The organism is Pseudomonas sp. CFBP13528 (assembly GCF_005233615.1).
In the GTDB taxonomy this organism is placed as follows: Bacteria; Pseudomonadota; Gammaproteobacteria; order Pseudomonadales; family Pseudomonadaceae; genus Aquipseudomonas; species Aquipseudomonas fluorescens_AM.
The window spans coordinates 614,064-628,452 of record NZ_QGAJ01000001.1 but is presented as its reverse complement, the minus strand read 5'-3'; the positions used below and the strand labels follow the sequence as shown (position 1 = coordinate 628,452).

The following is a 14,389-nucleotide window of genomic DNA, read 5'->3' as shown; positions in this document are numbered from 1 at the left end:
TCAACGCGTTACGCCGCGCTGAACAGCTTGTGCGGATCGATCACAAACTTCTTCGGCACACCCGCATCGAACTCGCCATAACCGCGTGGCGCGTCATCCAGGCTGATGACCTGCACGCCGACGATCTCGGCGATGTTGATACGGTCCCACATGATCGCCTGCATCAGTTGGCGGTTGTACTTCATCACGGGTGTCTGCCCGGTGTGGAAGCTGTGGGATTTGGCCCAGCCCAACCCAAAGCGAATGCTCAGGCTGCCCATTTTTGCGGCGGCATCGACGGCACCTGGATCTTCAGTGACGTACAGGCCGGGGATACCGATCTTGCCTGCCACGCGCACCACGCCCATCAGCGAGTTGAGCACGGTGGCCGGGGCTTCGGCCTTGACGCCGTCGTGGCCGTGGCCGCGTGCTTCAAAGCCCACGCAGTCGACGGCGCAATCCACTTCGGGCTCGCCCAATAGTGCGGCGATCTGCTCGTGCAGCGGGGTGTCGGTGGACAGGTCGACAATTTCGAAACCCTGGGCCTTGGCATGGGCCAGGCGGATTGAATTGACGTCGCCGATGATCACCACTGCCGCGCCGAGCAAGCGTGCGGACGCCGCAGCGGCAAGCCCGACCGGGCCGGCGCCGGCGATGTACACGGTGCTGCCAGGGCCAACCCCGGCCGTCACGGCGCCGTGGTAGCCGGTCGGCAGAATGTCGGAGAGGCAGGTCAGGTCGCGGATTTTTTCCATGGCCTTGTCGCGGTCCGGCAGTTTCAGCAGGTTGAAGTCGGCGTAGGGCACCAGCACGTACTCAGCCTGGCCGCCGGTCCAGTCGCCCATGTCCACATAACCGTAGGCGCCACCGGCACGCGCCGGGTTGACGGTCAGGCATACGCCGGTGTGTTGCTCTTTGCAGGAGCGGCAACGACCGCAGGCCACGTTGAAGGGAACGGAGACCAGGTCACCGATTTTCAGGTTTTCAACGTCGCTGCCCTTCTCGATCACTTCGCCAGTGATTTCATGCCCCAGCACCAGGCCGGTCTGGGCAGTGGTGCGGCCACGCACCATGTGTTGGTCGGAGCCGCAGATGTTGGTGGAAACCACGCGCAGGATGACGCCATGCTCGATCTTCCTGCCACGGGGGTCCTGCATTTTGGGATAGTCGATTTTCTGTACTTCGACTTTGCCATTGCCGAGATACACGACACCACGATTACCAGACATGCTTTCACCTCGCTGTTGTTTTTATGGAACTGCGTTGCCTGTTTGGATGGGCAGCGCGTTTAAGTGCTCGGGTACAGATGCTGTTTCTTGGGTTGTGGGTGAGGGCCTCATCGGGGGCAAGCCCCCTCCCACAGGGGAACGCATTTCAAATGTGGGAGGGGGCTTGCCCCCGATGGCGTCAGTCAGAGCACCACCGTTCTATTGGCGTTCAAAAACACCCGCCGCTCAATGTGATACCCCACCGCCCGTGCCAATGTCAGCCCTTCGATATCCCGCCCCTTGGCAATCAAATCCTCGGGATAGTGGCTGTGATCCACCACCTCCACACCCTGGGCGATGATCGGCCCTTCATCCAGGTCGTTGTTGATGTAATGCGCCGTGGCGCCGACCAGTTTCACCCCCTTGTTGTACGCCTGGTGATACGGCTTGGCGCCCTTGAACCCCGGCAGCAACGAGTGATGAATGTTGATCGCCTTGCCGTCCAGCTTGCGGCACAGCTCCGGCGACAGCACTTGCATGTAACGCGCAAGGATCACCAGTTCGGCGCCGGTGTCTTCTACCACTTGCCACACTTGACGCTCCTGGGACGGTTTGTCGTTGGGGTCGAGGGGGAAATGGTAGTAGGGAATTTGATGCCAGTCGGCCAAAGGTTTCAAATCGGGATGGTTGGACACCACCGCGACCACGTCCATCGACAACTGGCCGATGCGCTGGCGGTACAACAGGTCGTTGAGGCAGTGATCGGCCTTGGAGACCATGATCACCACTTTTGGCCGGTAGTTCGGCGCCGTCAGCTCGAAGATCATGCCAAAGGCTTCACCGCGCGTGGCCAGGCCATTGCGAAAACCCTGCTCGTCAAATCCATCGGGCTGACGGAATTCCACCCGAATAAAAAAGCGGCCCGAGAGGCGGTCATCGAACGAATGGTGCTCGGTAACGTAGCAACCCTGCTCGAACAGGTAGCGGGTGACCGCGTCCACCGTGCCGAGCACGCTGGGGCAGTCGGCGGTCAAAATCCATGTATCGGGTGCGCGGCTCATAGCGGGTAACTCCTCAAACAACGCTATCTACTGTAGGAGCGAGCTTGCTCGCGAAGAACGCCAACGATGATGCGTGCATGCTGAATGAACGCGGCGTCTTTGAGTTTTTCGCGAGCAAGCTCGCTCCTACAGTGAAGGGGTGAGACAGCGCGAGCGCCATGTCAGGCTTGAACGCTCAGGCCGAATTCGGCCGAGGCGTCCTGCAGCCACAGCCACCAGTAATCCGAGAAGCTGCGGCGAATCAGCAGTTCCCAGGTGTCCTCAGCGGTATGGCGGATCACCAGTTGCGATTTCGCGAACACCGTGCCTACCGCCTTGCCCACCGGGAAGTTGTCGGGGTGCACATCGTAGCTGGTGGATTTCATCAACACATCGCGCACGTTCGGGCCGCTGAGTTCGAGGATCTGCTGGCCGCCACTGACGTTGACGATCTGGATATGCAGGTCGCCCAGAGCCGCGCGCAGGTTCTGTTCGGCGGCGAATTCTTCGCCGCCCGGGACAATGAGCAGCCATTCGTCCGGGCCGAGCCATTGCAGGCTCGTCTCACCCTTGAAGACCACGCTCAGGGCACCGGGCAGTTCGATGCCCAGGGCCGTGTGCACCCCGGCGGCGAACGCGGCATCGTGGCCATCGCCACGGAGGGTCAAGTGGCCGAGGAGTTTCTTTTCCCGCACGGTTACGCCGGCATTCTTGCGGCCCTTGCCGACCAGGCTGGCGAGGTCGGCATGGTGCAGCGACGACTCGGCCTTGGCGCCGGTGGTGGGGCGTTGCTGGTAAACATTGGCTGCTGTCATAAAGCACCTGTTCTGAATTCTGTTGTGAGGCTGATGGCCTCATCGGGGGCAAGCCCCTCCCACACTTGGAATGCATTCCCCTGTGGGAGGGGGCTTGCCCCCGATGGGCGCGCCGCGGTCTATCAGATGTTCTGCCGATCACCCTTAGGGTCAAAGAACACCGAAGAGACAATCTCCGCCTCGATCACACTGCCATCGGCCTGCGGCGAAAACACCCGCTCGCCGATGCGCTTCAAGCCGCCTTTCACCACGCCCATGGCAAACGAATAACCCAGGGAGTTGTGTGCATAGCTTGAGGTCACGTGGCCGACCATTTTCATCGGAATCGTCTGCTTCGGATCGAACACCAGTTGCGCGCCTTCCGGCAGCCATACGGTCGGATCAATCGGTTTGAGCCCGACCAGCTGCTTACGCTCTTCACGCACGCAATCTTCACGGTTCATCCCACGCCAGCCGATCCACGAGAACGGTTTGGTACGGCCCACGCACCAACCCATGTTCAGGTCGTCCGGGGTCATCGAGCCGTCGGTATCCTGGCCGACAATGATGAAGCCCTTTTCGGCGCGCAGGACGTGCATGGTTTCGGTGCCGTACGGGGTCAGGTTGTACTTTTTGCCGGCCTCGACGATCTTTTCCAGCACGCCCATGGCGTAGTCGGCCTGCACGTTGACTTCATACGACAGCTCACCGGTAAACGAGATACGGAACACCCGCGCCGGTACGCCGCCGACCAGGCCTTCCTTCCAGGTCATGAACGGGAAGCCGTCCTTGTCCAGGTCGATGTCGGTGACCTCACTGAGCAGCTTGCGGCTGTTGGGGCCGGACAGGGTCATGGTCGCCCAGTGGTCGGTGACCGAGGTGAAATACACCTTGAGGTCCGGCCATTCGGTCTGCTGATAGATTTCCAGCCACTGCAGCACGCGGGCGGCGCCGCCGGTGGTGGTGGTCATCAGGAAATGGTTGTCGGCCAGACAGGCGGTGACGCCGTCATCGAAGACCATGCCGTCTTCCTTGCACATCAGGCCGTAGCGCGCCTTGCCCACGTCAAGCTTGGTCCAGGCGTTGCTGTAGATGCGGTTGAGAAACTCACGGGCATCCGGACCCTGGATGTCGATCTTGCCGAGGGTCGAGGCATCGAGCAGGCCGACGCTGTCGCGCACCGCCAGGCATTCACGTTTGACCGCCGCGTGCAGGTCTTCACCGTTGCGTGGGAAATACCAAGGGCGTTTCCACTGGCCGACATCTTCAAACTCGGCGCCGCTCTTTACGTGCCAGGCTTGCAGCGCGGTGTAGCGCACCGGTTCGAAAATGTGCCCACAGTGACGCCCCGCTATCGCACCGAAAGTCACCGGCGTGTAGTTGGGGCGGAACATGGTGGTGCCCATCTGCGGGATGGTCACGTTCAGCGAGCGCGCCGCAATGGCCAAACCGTTGACGTTACCCAGCTTGCCCTGGTCGGTGCCGAAGCCCAGCGCGGTGTAGCGCTTGACGTGCTCCACCGACTCGAAACCTTCGCGGGTCGCCAGTTCGATGGCGGCAGCGGTGACGTCGTTCTGCAGGTCGACAAATTGCTTCGGCGCCCGCGCGGTGGCTTTTTCGTGGGGCACCTGGAACAGCGCCAGGGTTGGTTCTTCCAGACGGCTCAGGGCTTTGGGCAACACCCCTTCAACCGGGGCAAAACCCGCTTCGCTGGCAGCGCGCACGCCACCTTCGAACCCATCGGCGAGGGAATCCCCAAGGCCGTAGACGCCATTGATACCGCCGACGCACACGCGTTTCTGCGGGGCTTCGCCTGGCACAAAACCGAGGATGTCTTCACGCCAGGTCGGCTTGCCGCCCAGGTGCGAAGCCAGGTGCACCACCGGGCTGTAGCCGCCGGAGCTGGCCACCAGGTCGCAGTCCAGCCACTCGCCGGGGCTGGTGACTTTGTGGGCTTTGACATCGATCGCAGCCACACGCGCAGCACTCACGCGCTTGGTGCCCCGGGCTTCGACCACGGCGCTGCCGGTGAGGATACGAATGCCTTTGGCGCGGGCTTCTTCAACCAGGGCACCGCGTGGGTTATGGCGTACATCGGCGACGGCGACCACTTGCAGGCCGGCGTCGAGCCAGTCCAACGCGACCCGGTAGGCGTGGTCGTTGTTGGTCGACAGCACCAGTTTCTTGCCCGGTGCCACGCCGTAGCGACGCACGTAGGTAGAGACCGCACCGGCCAGCATGTTGCCCGGCACGTCGTTGTTGCCGTACACCAGCGGGCGCTCGCAAGCACCGGTCGCCAGCACCACACGCTTGGCGCGCACGCGGTGGATGCGCTGGCGCACCACGCCAATCGGTGCGCGGTCGCCAAGGTGGTCGGTGAGGCGCTCGTGAATGGTCAGGAAGTTATGGTCGTGGTAGCCGTTGACGGTGGCGCGGGGCAGCAGCACCACGTCCGGCAGGGCTTTGAGTTCAGCGATGACGCTGGCAACCCATTCGGTGGCCGGCTTGCCGTCGAGGCTTTCACGCGAATCGAGCAGCGAACCGCCGAACTCTTCCTGCTCATCGGCGATGATCACCCGCGCACCGCTGCGCGCAGCCGCCAGTGCTGCGGCGAGACCGGAAGGGCCTGCGCCGACCACCAGCACGTCGCAGTGACGGTTGAAGTTGTCGTAGGTGTCCGGGTCGTTCTCGGTCGGCGAACGGCCAAGGCCAGCCGCTTTGCGGATGTACTTCTCGTAAGTCATCCAGAACGATTGCGGGTACATGAAGGTTTTGTAGTAGAAACCCGGCGGCATCAGCTTGCCGCCGACCTTGCCAAGAATGCCCATCATGTCGTTGTTGACGCTCGGCCAGCCGTTGGTGCTGGTGGCGACCAAGCCCTGGTACAGTGCCTGTTGCGTGGCGCGCACGTTGGGAATCTGGGTGGCTTCGGTGGCCCCGATCTGCAGCACCGCGTTCGGCTCTTCGGCGCCCGCAGCAAAGATGCCGCGAGGCCGCGAGTACTTGAAGCTGCGGCCGATGATGTCGACGCCGTTGGCCAGCAGGGCGGCGGCCAGGGTGTCGCCTTCAAAGCCTTTGTAGCTCTGGCCGTTGAACGTGAAGGTCAGGACTTTATTGCGGTCGATGCGGCCACCGTTGGACAGGCGATTGATCTGGCTCATACCTTCTCTCCAGAGGCCTTGGCGGTGAACTGAGGCTTCTCACCGATCTTGTAGGTTTCAAGAATTTCGTAGGTCACGGTGTCACGGGTCGCGTTGAAATACTGGCGGCAACCGGCGGCGTGAATCCACAGTTCGTGATGCAGGCCACGGGGGTTGTCGCGAAAGAACATGTAGTCGCCCCACTCGGCGTCGGTGCAGGCATTCGGGTCCAGCGGGCGCGGGATGTGCGCTTGGCCGGACGCGTGGAATTCCTCTTCGGAGCGCAGTTCGCCACAGTGAGGACAGAAGATATGCAACATAAGGTGGTTCTCCTGTTAGTGGGCGACGGCCGCGGCGCCGTGTTCGTCGATCAGCGCACCGTTGTGGAAACGGTCGATGGAGAAAGGCGCAGCCAATGGGTGCATTTCACCCTTGGCCAGGCTCGCGGCGAACACGTTGCCCGAGCCCGGCGTGGCCTTGAAGCCACCGGTGCCCCACCCGCAGTTGAAGAACATGTTCGGCACCGGGGTCTTGGAGATGATCGGGCACGCGTCCGGCGTGGTGTCGACGATGCCGCCCCACTGGCGGTTCATGCGCACGCGTGAGAGCACCGGGAACATCTCGACGATGGCCTGGATGGTGTGTTCGATCACCGGGTACGAGCCGCGCTGGCCGTAACCGTTGTAGCCATCGATACCGGCGCCGATCACCAGGTCGCCCTTGTCGGACTGGCTGATGTAACCGTGCACGGCGTTGGACATGATCACGCTGTCGATAATCGGTTTGATCGGCTCCGACACCAGTGCTTGCAGTGGATGGGATTCGATCGGCAGGCGGAAACCGGCCAGCGAGGCCATGTGCCCGGAGTTACCGGCCGTGACCACACCGACGCGCTTGGCGCCGATAAAGCCCTTGTTGGTTTCCACGCCGATGCACACGCCGTTTTCCTTGCGAAAGCCGATCACTTCGGTCTGCTGGATCAGGTCCACGCCAAGGGCGTCGGCGGCGCGGGCAAAGCCCCAGGCCACGGCATCGTGACGGGCCACGCCGCCGCGACGTTGCACAGTGGCGCCGAGCACCGGGTAGCGGGTGTTTTTCGAGCAGTCGAGGTACGGAATCTCGTCCGCTACCTGCTTGGCATTGAGCAGTTCGCCGTCCACGCCATTGAGGCGGTTGGCGCTGACGCGACGCTCGGAATCACGGATGTCCTGCAGGGTGTGGCACAGGTTGTAGACGCCGCGCTGGGAGAACATCACGTTGTAGTTCAGGTCCTGGGACAAACCTTCCCAGAGTTTCATCGCGTGTTCGTACAGGTGCGCCGACTCGTCCCACAGGTAGTTGGAGCGCACGATGGTGGTGTTGCGCGCGGTGTTACCGCCGCCCAGCCAGCCTTTTTCGACCACGGCCACGTTGGTGATGCCGTGCTCCTTGGCCAGGTAGTAGGCGGTCGCCAGACCATGCCCGCCGCCGCCGACGATGACCACGTCGTAGACCTTTTTCGGGGTCGGCGTGCGCCACATCTTCTGCCAGTTTTCGTGATGGCTGAGGGAGTGCTTGAAGAGGCCGAAGCCTGAGTAGCGTTGCATAGTCATTACTCCAAAACCGCGCTCAGCGATAAACCGGGAAATCAGCGCACAGGGCAGACACGTGTTTGGCCACGTTGGCCTCGACGTCGGCGTCGCCGAGGTTGTCGAGGATGTCGCAGATCCAGCCCGCCAATTCGATGCACTGCGCCACCTTGAAACCGCGGGTGGTCACCGCCGGAGTGCCGATGCGCAGGCCCGAGGTCACGAATGGCGACTGCGGGTCATTCGGCACGGCGTTCTTGTTGACGGTGATGTGGGCGCGACCGAGGGCGGCGTCCGCGTCTTTACCGGTGAGGCCCTGACGGATCAGGCTGACCAGGAACAGGTGGTTATCGGTGCCACCGGAGACCACGTCGTAGCCGCGCTTGATGAACACCTCGGCCATGGCCTGGGCGTTATCGATCACCTGTTGCTGATACGCCTTGAAGCCGGGCTCCAGCGCCTCCTTGAAGCACACCGCCTTGCCGGCGATCACATGCATCAGCGGGCCGCCCTGGGCGCCGGGGAATACGGCGGCGTTGAGTTTCTTTTCAATGGCTTCGTTGGCCTTGGCCAGGATCAGGCCGCCACGCGGACCGCGCAGGGTCTTGTGCGTGGTGGTGGTGACCACATCGGCGTACGGCAGCGGGTTCGGGTACAGGCCGGCGGCAACCAGGCCGGCGACGTGGGCCATGTCGACGAACAGCAGCGCGCCCACCTTGTCGGCAATCGCACGGAAACGTGGGAAATCCAGGGTCTTGGAGTAGGCGGAGAAACCGGCTACCACCATCTTCGGCTGGTGCTCCACGGCCAGGCGTTCGACTTCGTCGTAATCGATCAGGCCGGTGTCGGTGTTGATGCCGTATTGCACCGCGTTGTACAGCTTGCCCGAGGACGACACCTTGGCGCCGTGGGTCAGGTGGCCGCCGTGGGCCAGGCTCATGCCCAGGATCGTGTCGCCGGGATTGATCAGCGCCAGATACACCGCGCTGTTGGCGGACGAACCGGAGTGCGGCTGCACGTTGGCGTAATCGGCGCCGAACAGCTGCTTGGCGCGCTCGATGGCCAGGGCCTCGACCTTGTCCACATGCTCGCAGCCACCGTAGTAGCGCTTGCCCGGGTAGCCTTCGGCGTATTTGTTGGTGAGGCCGCTGCCTTGCGCTTGCATCACGCGTTTGCTGGTGTAGTTCTCCGACGCGATCAGCTCGATATGGTCTTCCTGACGCTGCTCCTCGGCATTCATCGCCGCCAGCAGTGCGTCGTCATATCCCTGGATCTGGTCTTGTTTGCTGAACATCGCGTCTCTCCCAGCCTTTCGTATTGTTGAGGCCCTCGCAGGGCCCTTTGATGCGATGGTAGGGCTGGCGCGTGCGGGCCAAATGCCTGCGCACGCCACGCAAAGGTGCGTTTACGACATTCCTCCAGCGACGCAGAACAAATGTGGAATAGGGCTTGTGTGGGAGGGAGCTTGCTCCCGATAGCGGTGGGTCAGCTTGCCTATGCAGAGGCTGACACTCAGCCATCGGGGGCAAGCCCCTCCCACAGGGGTCAGGCGATGATCTTGCGCACGAGCAGCAGCACAAGGAAGTGCATTGGATAGAGGGCATATGCCCAACGGCGCATGGCCGGTGGCGAGACGTTTCTGGCGTGTCGCAATAAGACCAACCCTGCCAGCGGCGCAATCAGGCATGCAGCCAACCCCGACAACGCCACAAACGTGCCGCTATTGAGCAGAATCTGCCATTGATTGGCGGCGACGCAGACCAAACCCGGCAGCACGCTGAAATACCAGGGCCGGCGAAACACCAGCAGCATCGCCAGCGGCAGCAATACGCCAAATAAACCGAACATCAACTGGGTTGAAAATACGGCCGCCACTGTGACAGCGATCAGCGCCAATCCTCGATCAACCAGCGCCTTCTGCCGCAAACCTCGGGCAACCAGCAGGCCCAGCGCCAGGGTCGGCAATACATTCAAGGTATCGGCATCTTCGATGAACATCCGATACGGCACTTCGCTGATCACACTGAACAGCAGCAACCAGGCCAGGTAGCGCCACTGGCCGGTCACTGGAGTATTTCGAGTCCGGTGCAGATTCGCCGCAATCGCCAGGCAAAACCACGGGAACGCCAGGCGCCCCGGTACATACAGGCCATCGAGGCTCAAGCCCACGTAGCGCAGGTGATCCAGCACCATGCTCAGCAGCGCCAGCCACTTGAGCAGGTCCAAAGCGCCATCTCGGAAACGTCCGACAGGCAAGGTGTCAGTACCGTGCATAATTCCCCACCGACTTTGCATTTACAGTGCGTGCGCCGCCCTCCCAATCTTGGTTAAAGTGCGCACCAACATCGACCACAGGAATGGGCCATGACTGACAAGAGCCAACAATTCGCCAGCGACAACTATTCCGGCATCTGCCCGGAAGCCTGGGCCGCCATGGAACAAGCCAACCAGGGCCATCAACGCGCCTACGGTGATGATGAGTGGACCCACCGCGCCGCCGACGGTTTCCGCAATCTGTTCGAAACCGACTGCGAAGTGTTCTTCGCCTTCAACGGTACCGCCGCCAACTCCCTGGCGCTGTCTTCGCTGTGCCAGAGCTACCATAGCGTGATTTGCTCGGAAACCGCCCACGTCGAGACCGATGAGTGCGGCGCGCCTGAGTTTTTCTCCAATGGCTCCAAGCTACTGACTGCGCGCACCGAAAACGGCAAGCTGACGCCGGAGTCGATCCGCGAAATCGCCCTCAAGCGCCAGGACATTCACTACCCGAAACCGCGCGTAGTCACCCTCACCCAGGCCACCGAAGTCGGCAGCGTCTACACCCCGGAAGAAATCCGCGCCATCAGCGTCACCTGCAAGGAGCTGGGCCTGAACCTGCATATGGACGGCGCGCGCTTCTCCAACGCCTGTGCGTTTCTGGGCTGCTCGCCGGCCGACCTGACCTGGAAGGCCGGGGTGGACGTGCTGTGCTTCGGTGGCACCAAGAACGGCATGGCCGTGGGTGAAGCGATCCTGTTTTTCAACCATAAGCTGGCCGAAGACTTCGACTACCGCTGCAAACAGGCCGGCCAGCTCGCGTCGAAGATGCGTTTCCTGTCCGCGCCCTGGGTGGGCTTGCTCGAAAACGACGCCTGGCTCAAACATGCACGCCACGCCAACCACTGCGCGCAGTTGCTCAGCAGCCTGGTGGCGGACATTCCCGGCGTGGAACTGATGTTCCCGGTGCAGGCCAATGGCGTGTTCCTGCAGCTCTCGGAACCCGCTATCGCAGCCCTGACGGCCAAGGGCTGGCGCTTCTATACCTTCATCGGCAAAGGCGGCGCACGCTTCATGTGTGCGTGGGACACCGAAGAAGAGCGTGTAAGAGAATTGGCGGCCGACATCAGGGAAGTGATGAACGCTTGAAGTAGAAATCAGACAGGTCCGTGCTGGCCGATTGCCGAGTCTGTTTTTTGATATTTCTGACAGCAGCGCACTCCAATTTCATTGGCTAGCCTCTTGGAACCTGGAAGGAAAACGCAGCGATACCTGCCACCTTCCGGGTTTATTGCCTGCCGAATAGTCGGCTGCAAATCCAATGGAGAGTTCAATCATGGAATATCAAAGCAACGTCAATACCCTGGTGCAAGGTGACAACACCGTCAGCACCACCATTATCGACTGGGATGAGTTCAGGAAATACGCAAAGGTCGGCGACACCATCCGCGAGCCATCGAGGACGCTGAGGGTCTACGACAAAGTCTATGAACTGACAGCCTCAGGCCAGCATTTCGTAGTACATATCTACGCCCAGTAACCCTTCACACCGAGCATTCCCACGCTCCGCGTGGGAATGCAGCCATACCACTCAAGCGGGACGCGGAGCGTCCTGGCAGGCGTTAATGAGCGGCTGTCAGAACTCGATGCGCACATCACCCTTCGGCACACTGCAGCACGACAGGATATAACCCTCGGCTTCATCCTCTTCGGTGATCCCGCCGTTGTGCTCCATCTCGACCTCGCCGCCCAGCTTCATCACCTTGCACGTGCCGCAAATCCCCATGCCGCAGGCTTTCGGGATCAACAGGCCGAGCTTGGCCGCCGCCGCATGTACGGTTTCGCCCGGTGCTACGCGAATGCTCTTGCCCGACGCAATGAACTCCACTTGGTGCAGATCCGCCAGATCAATTTCCGGTGCGTCGGCAGCTTGTTCGGCTTGCTCCACCGCATCGGCACGGGCTTCGGGCGGCGTGGCACCGAAGGATTCTTCGTGGTAGCGGGCCATGTCAAAACCGGCGGCTTCCAGCAGGCGCTTCACCGCGCTCATGTAGGGCGTAGGCCCGCAGCAGAACACTTCGCGCTCAAGGAAATCCGGCACCATCAGTTCGAGCATCTTGTGGTTCAAGTAACCGCGATAACCTGCCCACGGCTCACCCAACCCGTGCTTCTCGCAGATCAGGTGCAGGCTGAAGTTGTCGATCCGCGACGCCATGTGTTCCAGCTCGCGGTGGTAGATGATGTCTTTGGGTGAACGGGCGCTGTGCACGAATGTCATGTCGACATTGGCGTTGGTGTCGTAGAACCAGCGCGCCATGGACATCACCGGCGTGATGCCGACGCCGCCGCTCAGATACAGCACTTTGGGGCTCGGGAAGTCGATTGCATTGAACAGCCCGACCGGCCCGTGCACCGCCAGTTCCTGGCCTTCATGCAGCGTATCGTGCAACCAGTTGGAAACGCGGCCGCCCGGCACGCGCTTGATGGTCACCGAGAAGCTGTACGGCACCGACGGCGAGCTGGAAATGGTGTACGAACGCATGATCGGCTGGCCTTCGATCTCCAGCTCCAGGGTGACGAACTGCCCCGGTTTGAAAAAGAACAGGATCGGCTGGTCGGCCATGAAGCAGAAGGTGCGCACGTCCCAGGTTTCCTGGATGACTTTGACGCAACGGACGATGTGCCGACCATTGGCCCAGGTCTGGGTGGTTACCGGGTTCAGGAAGCTGTTGGACATACTGTTCTCCACCGCCGAGGCTCGGCCTTATGGTGGCGATTCTGCGTAACGCGCGAATCGCCCATTTACCTATCTGCGACATTCACATACTTACCGCGACCAGCCCCCAACGACAGGGGCTTGCGCGTCGGGATCAGATTGGGCCATGTCGCCCATGGATAAGGTTCGACCCAACGCCGGGCCCACACTCGCTCCCAACAAAGACGCGTTCTTTACGCCTTGCTGCACACCTGATCAGCCACTATTCGCCGGCCACACCGAATGGCCATGAGGACATACACGATGGACGTCACCGCAACCTTAAGCTTGGGCGATCCGCTGGAACCCGCACGCAAGGCCACCGCGCACATGCTGCAAGAGCGCGAGCGCACCTTTTCGCTGCCGCAGCCGTTTTACTCTGATGAGCGGCTGTTCGATATCGACATGCAGGAAATCTTCCAGAAAGAGTGGCTGATCGCCGGCATGACCTGCGAAATCCCCACCAAGGGCAACTACCTGACCCTGCAGGTGGGCAAGAACCCGATCATCGTGATCCGTGGCGCCGACGGTGTGGTGCATGCGTTTCACAACGTGTGCCGTCACCGTGGTTCGCGCTTGTGCACCAGCGACAAGGGCAAGGTTGCCAAGCTCGTGTGCCACTACCACCAGTGGACCTACGAGCTGGACGGCCGCCTGTTGTTCGCCGGCACCGAGATGGGCGCCGACTTCGACATGAAGCAGTACGGCCTGAAACCGGTGAACGTGAAAACCGCCGGCGGCTATATCTTCATCAGCCTGGCCGAGAACCCGCCGGCCATCGATGACTTCCTGTCGACCCTGAGCCATTACATGGAACCCTACGACATGGAGAACACCAAGGTGGCGATCCAGACCACCTTGTTCGAGAAAGCCAACTGGAAGCTGGTGCTGGAAAACAACCGCGAGTGCTACCACTGCAACGCGTCGCACCCGGAACTGCTGAAAACCCTGCTGGAATGGGATGACGTCACCGACCCGCGTGCCGACCAGGCGTTCAAGGATCATGTAGCCGCCTCCGCGGCCGCCTGGGATGCCGAGAAGATCCCTTACGCCCACGCCAGCTTTGGCCTGCGTAACCGCATCGTGCGCATGCCGCTGCTCAAGGGCACCGTGTCGATGACCCTGGACGGCAAGCAGGGCTGCGCCAAGTTGATGGGCCGGATCAAAAACCCCGATCTGGGCTCGATGCGTATCCTGCACCTGCCCCACTCGTGGAACCACTGCATGGGCGACCACATCATCGTGTTCACCGTGTGGCCGATCAGCGCACAGGAAACCATGGTTACCACCAAGTGGATCGTGCACAAGGACGCGGTGGAAGGCGTGGACTACGACGTGGAGCGCATGCGCCAGGTATGGGACGCCACCAACGACCAGGACCGGCGCCTGGCCGAAGAGAATCAGCGCGGCATCAACTCCACCGCTTACCAGCCGGGGCCGTACTCCAAGACCTATGAATTCGGTGTGGTGAATTTTGTGGATTGGTACAGCGAGCGCATGCTCAACAACCTCGGCGCGGCGCCAGCGCCTTACCTCAAGGGCGTGGCTGCGCACGAGTAACTGACACACCGTGGATCAAATGTGGGAGTGGGCTTGCCCCCGATTGCAGTGGTTCAGCCAGCAACTTTATTGGCTGATGCACCGCTATC

12 protein-coding genes are annotated in these 14,389 nt (G+C 61.5%); 3 read left to right on the top strand and 9 right to left on the bottom strand.

Going from position 1 to position 14,389, the window contains the following annotated elements; all coding sequences use genetic code 11:
* Positions 1-8: 8 nt before the first annotated feature.
* From fdhA to PspCFBP13528_RS02925, 8 genes are all read right to left on the bottom strand, one after another.
* Positions 9-1,208, bottom strand: a complete 1,200-nt coding sequence (gene fdhA, locus PspCFBP13528_RS02960) for a formaldehyde dehydrogenase, glutathione-independent (RefSeq protein ID WP_005792122.1) — start codon at positions 1,206-1,208, stop codon at positions 9-11.
* A gap of 182 nt (positions 1,209-1,390) precedes the next feature.
* Complete coding sequence (gene purU / locus PspCFBP13528_RS02955) at positions 1,391-2,248, bottom strand: formyltetrahydrofolate deformylase (RefSeq protein WP_137199611.1); 858 nt, start codon at positions 2,246-2,248, stop codon at positions 1,391-1,393.
* A 161-nt stretch (positions 2,249-2,409) separates the two neighbouring features.
* Positions 2,410-3,042 (bottom strand): sarcosine oxidase subunit gamma family protein, encoded by a 633-nt coding sequence (soxG, locus tag PspCFBP13528_RS02950; protein WP_065949504.1) that lies wholly within the window; start codon positions 3,040-3,042, stop codon positions 2,410-2,412.
* A 122-nt stretch (positions 3,043-3,164) separates the two neighbouring features.
* Positions 3,165-6,182: a sarcosine oxidase subunit alpha gene (locus PspCFBP13528_RS02945; RefSeq protein ID WP_137199610.1), complete on the bottom strand. Its 3,018-nt coding sequence runs from the start codon at positions 6,180-6,182 to the stop codon at positions 3,165-3,167.
* Positions 6,179-6,481 carry a sarcosine oxidase subunit delta gene (locus PspCFBP13528_RS02940; protein ID WP_065885450.1) on the bottom strand — a complete coding sequence of 101 codons (303 nt, stop codon included), beginning with the start codon at positions 6,479-6,481 and terminating at the stop codon, positions 6,179-6,181. The genes PspCFBP13528_RS02945 and PspCFBP13528_RS02940 overlap by 4 nt, the downstream gene beginning before the upstream one ends.
* Positions 6,482-6,496: 15 nt before the next feature.
* Positions 6,497-7,747 carry a sarcosine oxidase subunit beta gene (locus PspCFBP13528_RS02935; protein ID WP_010207084.1) on the bottom strand — a complete coding sequence of 417 codons (1,251 nt, stop codon included), beginning with the start codon at positions 7,745-7,747 and terminating at the stop codon, positions 6,497-6,499.
* A gap of 22 nt (positions 7,748-7,769) precedes the next feature.
* The gene (gene glyA, locus PspCFBP13528_RS02930; RefSeq protein ID WP_137199609.1) at positions 7,770-9,023 is read right to left on the bottom strand and encodes a serine hydroxymethyltransferase; all 1,254 of its coding nucleotides are present in this window, start codon (positions 9,021-9,023) and stop codon (positions 7,770-7,772) included.
* 251 nt (positions 9,024-9,274) lie between these two features.
* Positions 9,275-10,003: a TraX family protein gene (locus PspCFBP13528_RS02925; protein WP_065949500.1), complete on the bottom strand. Its 729-nt coding sequence runs from the start codon at positions 10,001-10,003 to the stop codon at positions 9,275-9,277.
* Positions 10,004-10,093: 90 nt separating this feature from the next.
* Between PspCFBP13528_RS02925 and PspCFBP13528_RS02920 the strand changes: the two genes are divergently transcribed.
* Together PspCFBP13528_RS02920 and PspCFBP13528_RS02915 are read left to right on the top strand one after the other, a co-directional pair.
* A complete protein-coding gene (locus PspCFBP13528_RS02920) occupies positions 10,094-11,134 on the top strand; it encodes a low specificity L-threonine aldolase (protein ID WP_065929441.1) in 1,041 nt (346 codons plus the stop codon).
* Between the two features lie 187 nt (positions 11,135-11,321).
* Positions 11,322-11,525 (top strand): hypothetical protein, encoded by a 204-nt coding sequence (locus PspCFBP13528_RS02915; RefSeq protein ID WP_137199608.1) that lies wholly within the window; start codon positions 11,322-11,324, stop codon positions 11,523-11,525.
* Between the two features lie 96 nt (positions 11,526-11,621).
* On the opposite strand, the gene gbcB is transcribed toward PspCFBP13528_RS02915, so the two are convergent.
* Positions 11,622-12,722: a glycine-betaine demethylase subunit GbcB gene (gene gbcB, locus PspCFBP13528_RS02910; RefSeq protein ID WP_065949498.1), complete on the bottom strand. Its 1,101-nt coding sequence runs from the start codon at positions 12,720-12,722 to the stop codon at positions 11,622-11,624.
* A gap of 282 nt (positions 12,723-13,004) precedes the next feature.
* On the opposite strand from gbcB, the gene gbcA reads away from it, so the two are divergent.
* Complete coding sequence (gbcA, locus tag PspCFBP13528_RS02900) at positions 13,005-14,300, top strand: glycine-betaine demethylase subunit GbcA (RefSeq protein WP_065949497.1); 1,296 nt, start codon at positions 13,005-13,007, stop codon at positions 14,298-14,300.
* Positions 14,301-14,389 lie beyond the last annotated feature (89 nt).

Coding starts and splice junctions, on each gene's coding strand:
- fdhA (WP_005792122.1), bottom strand. CDS start 1,208: ATGTCTGGTAATCGTGGTGTCGTGTATCTCGGCAATGGCAAAGTCGAA.
- purU (WP_137199611.1), bottom strand. CDS start 2,248: ATGAGCCGCGCACCCGATACATGGATTTTGACCGCCGACTGCCCCAGC.
- soxG (WP_065949504.1), bottom strand. CDS start 3,042: ATGACAGCAGCCAATGTTTACCAGCAACGCCCCACCACCGGCGCCAAG.
- PspCFBP13528_RS02945 (WP_137199610.1), bottom strand. CDS start 6,182: ATGAGCCAGATCAATCGCCTGTCCAACGGTGGCCGCATCGACCGCAAT.
- PspCFBP13528_RS02940 (WP_065885450.1), bottom strand. CDS start 6,481: ATGTTGCATATCTTCTGTCCTCACTGTGGCGAACTGCGCTCCGAAGAG.
- PspCFBP13528_RS02935 (WP_010207084.1), bottom strand. CDS start 7,747: ATGCAACGCTACTCAGGCTTCGGCCTCTTCAAGCACTCCCTCAGCCAT.
- glyA (WP_137199609.1), bottom strand. CDS start 9,023: ATGTTCAGCAAACAAGACCAGATCCAGGGATATGACGACGCACTGCTG.
- PspCFBP13528_RS02925 (WP_065949500.1), bottom strand. CDS start 10,003: ATGCACGGTACTGACACCTTGCCTGTCGGACGTTTCCGAGATGGCGCT.
- PspCFBP13528_RS02920 (WP_065929441.1), top strand. CDS start 10,094: ATGACTGACAAGAGCCAACAATTCGCCAGCGACAACTATTCCGGCATC.
- PspCFBP13528_RS02915 (WP_137199608.1), top strand. CDS start 11,322: ATGGAATATCAAAGCAACGTCAATACCCTGGTGCAAGGTGACAACACC.
- gbcB (WP_065949498.1), bottom strand. CDS start 12,722: ATGTCCAACAGCTTCCTGAACCCGGTAACCACCCAGACCTGGGCCAAT.
- gbcA (WP_065949497.1), top strand. CDS start 13,005: ATGGACGTCACCGCAACCTTAAGCTTGGGCGATCCGCTGGAACCCGCA.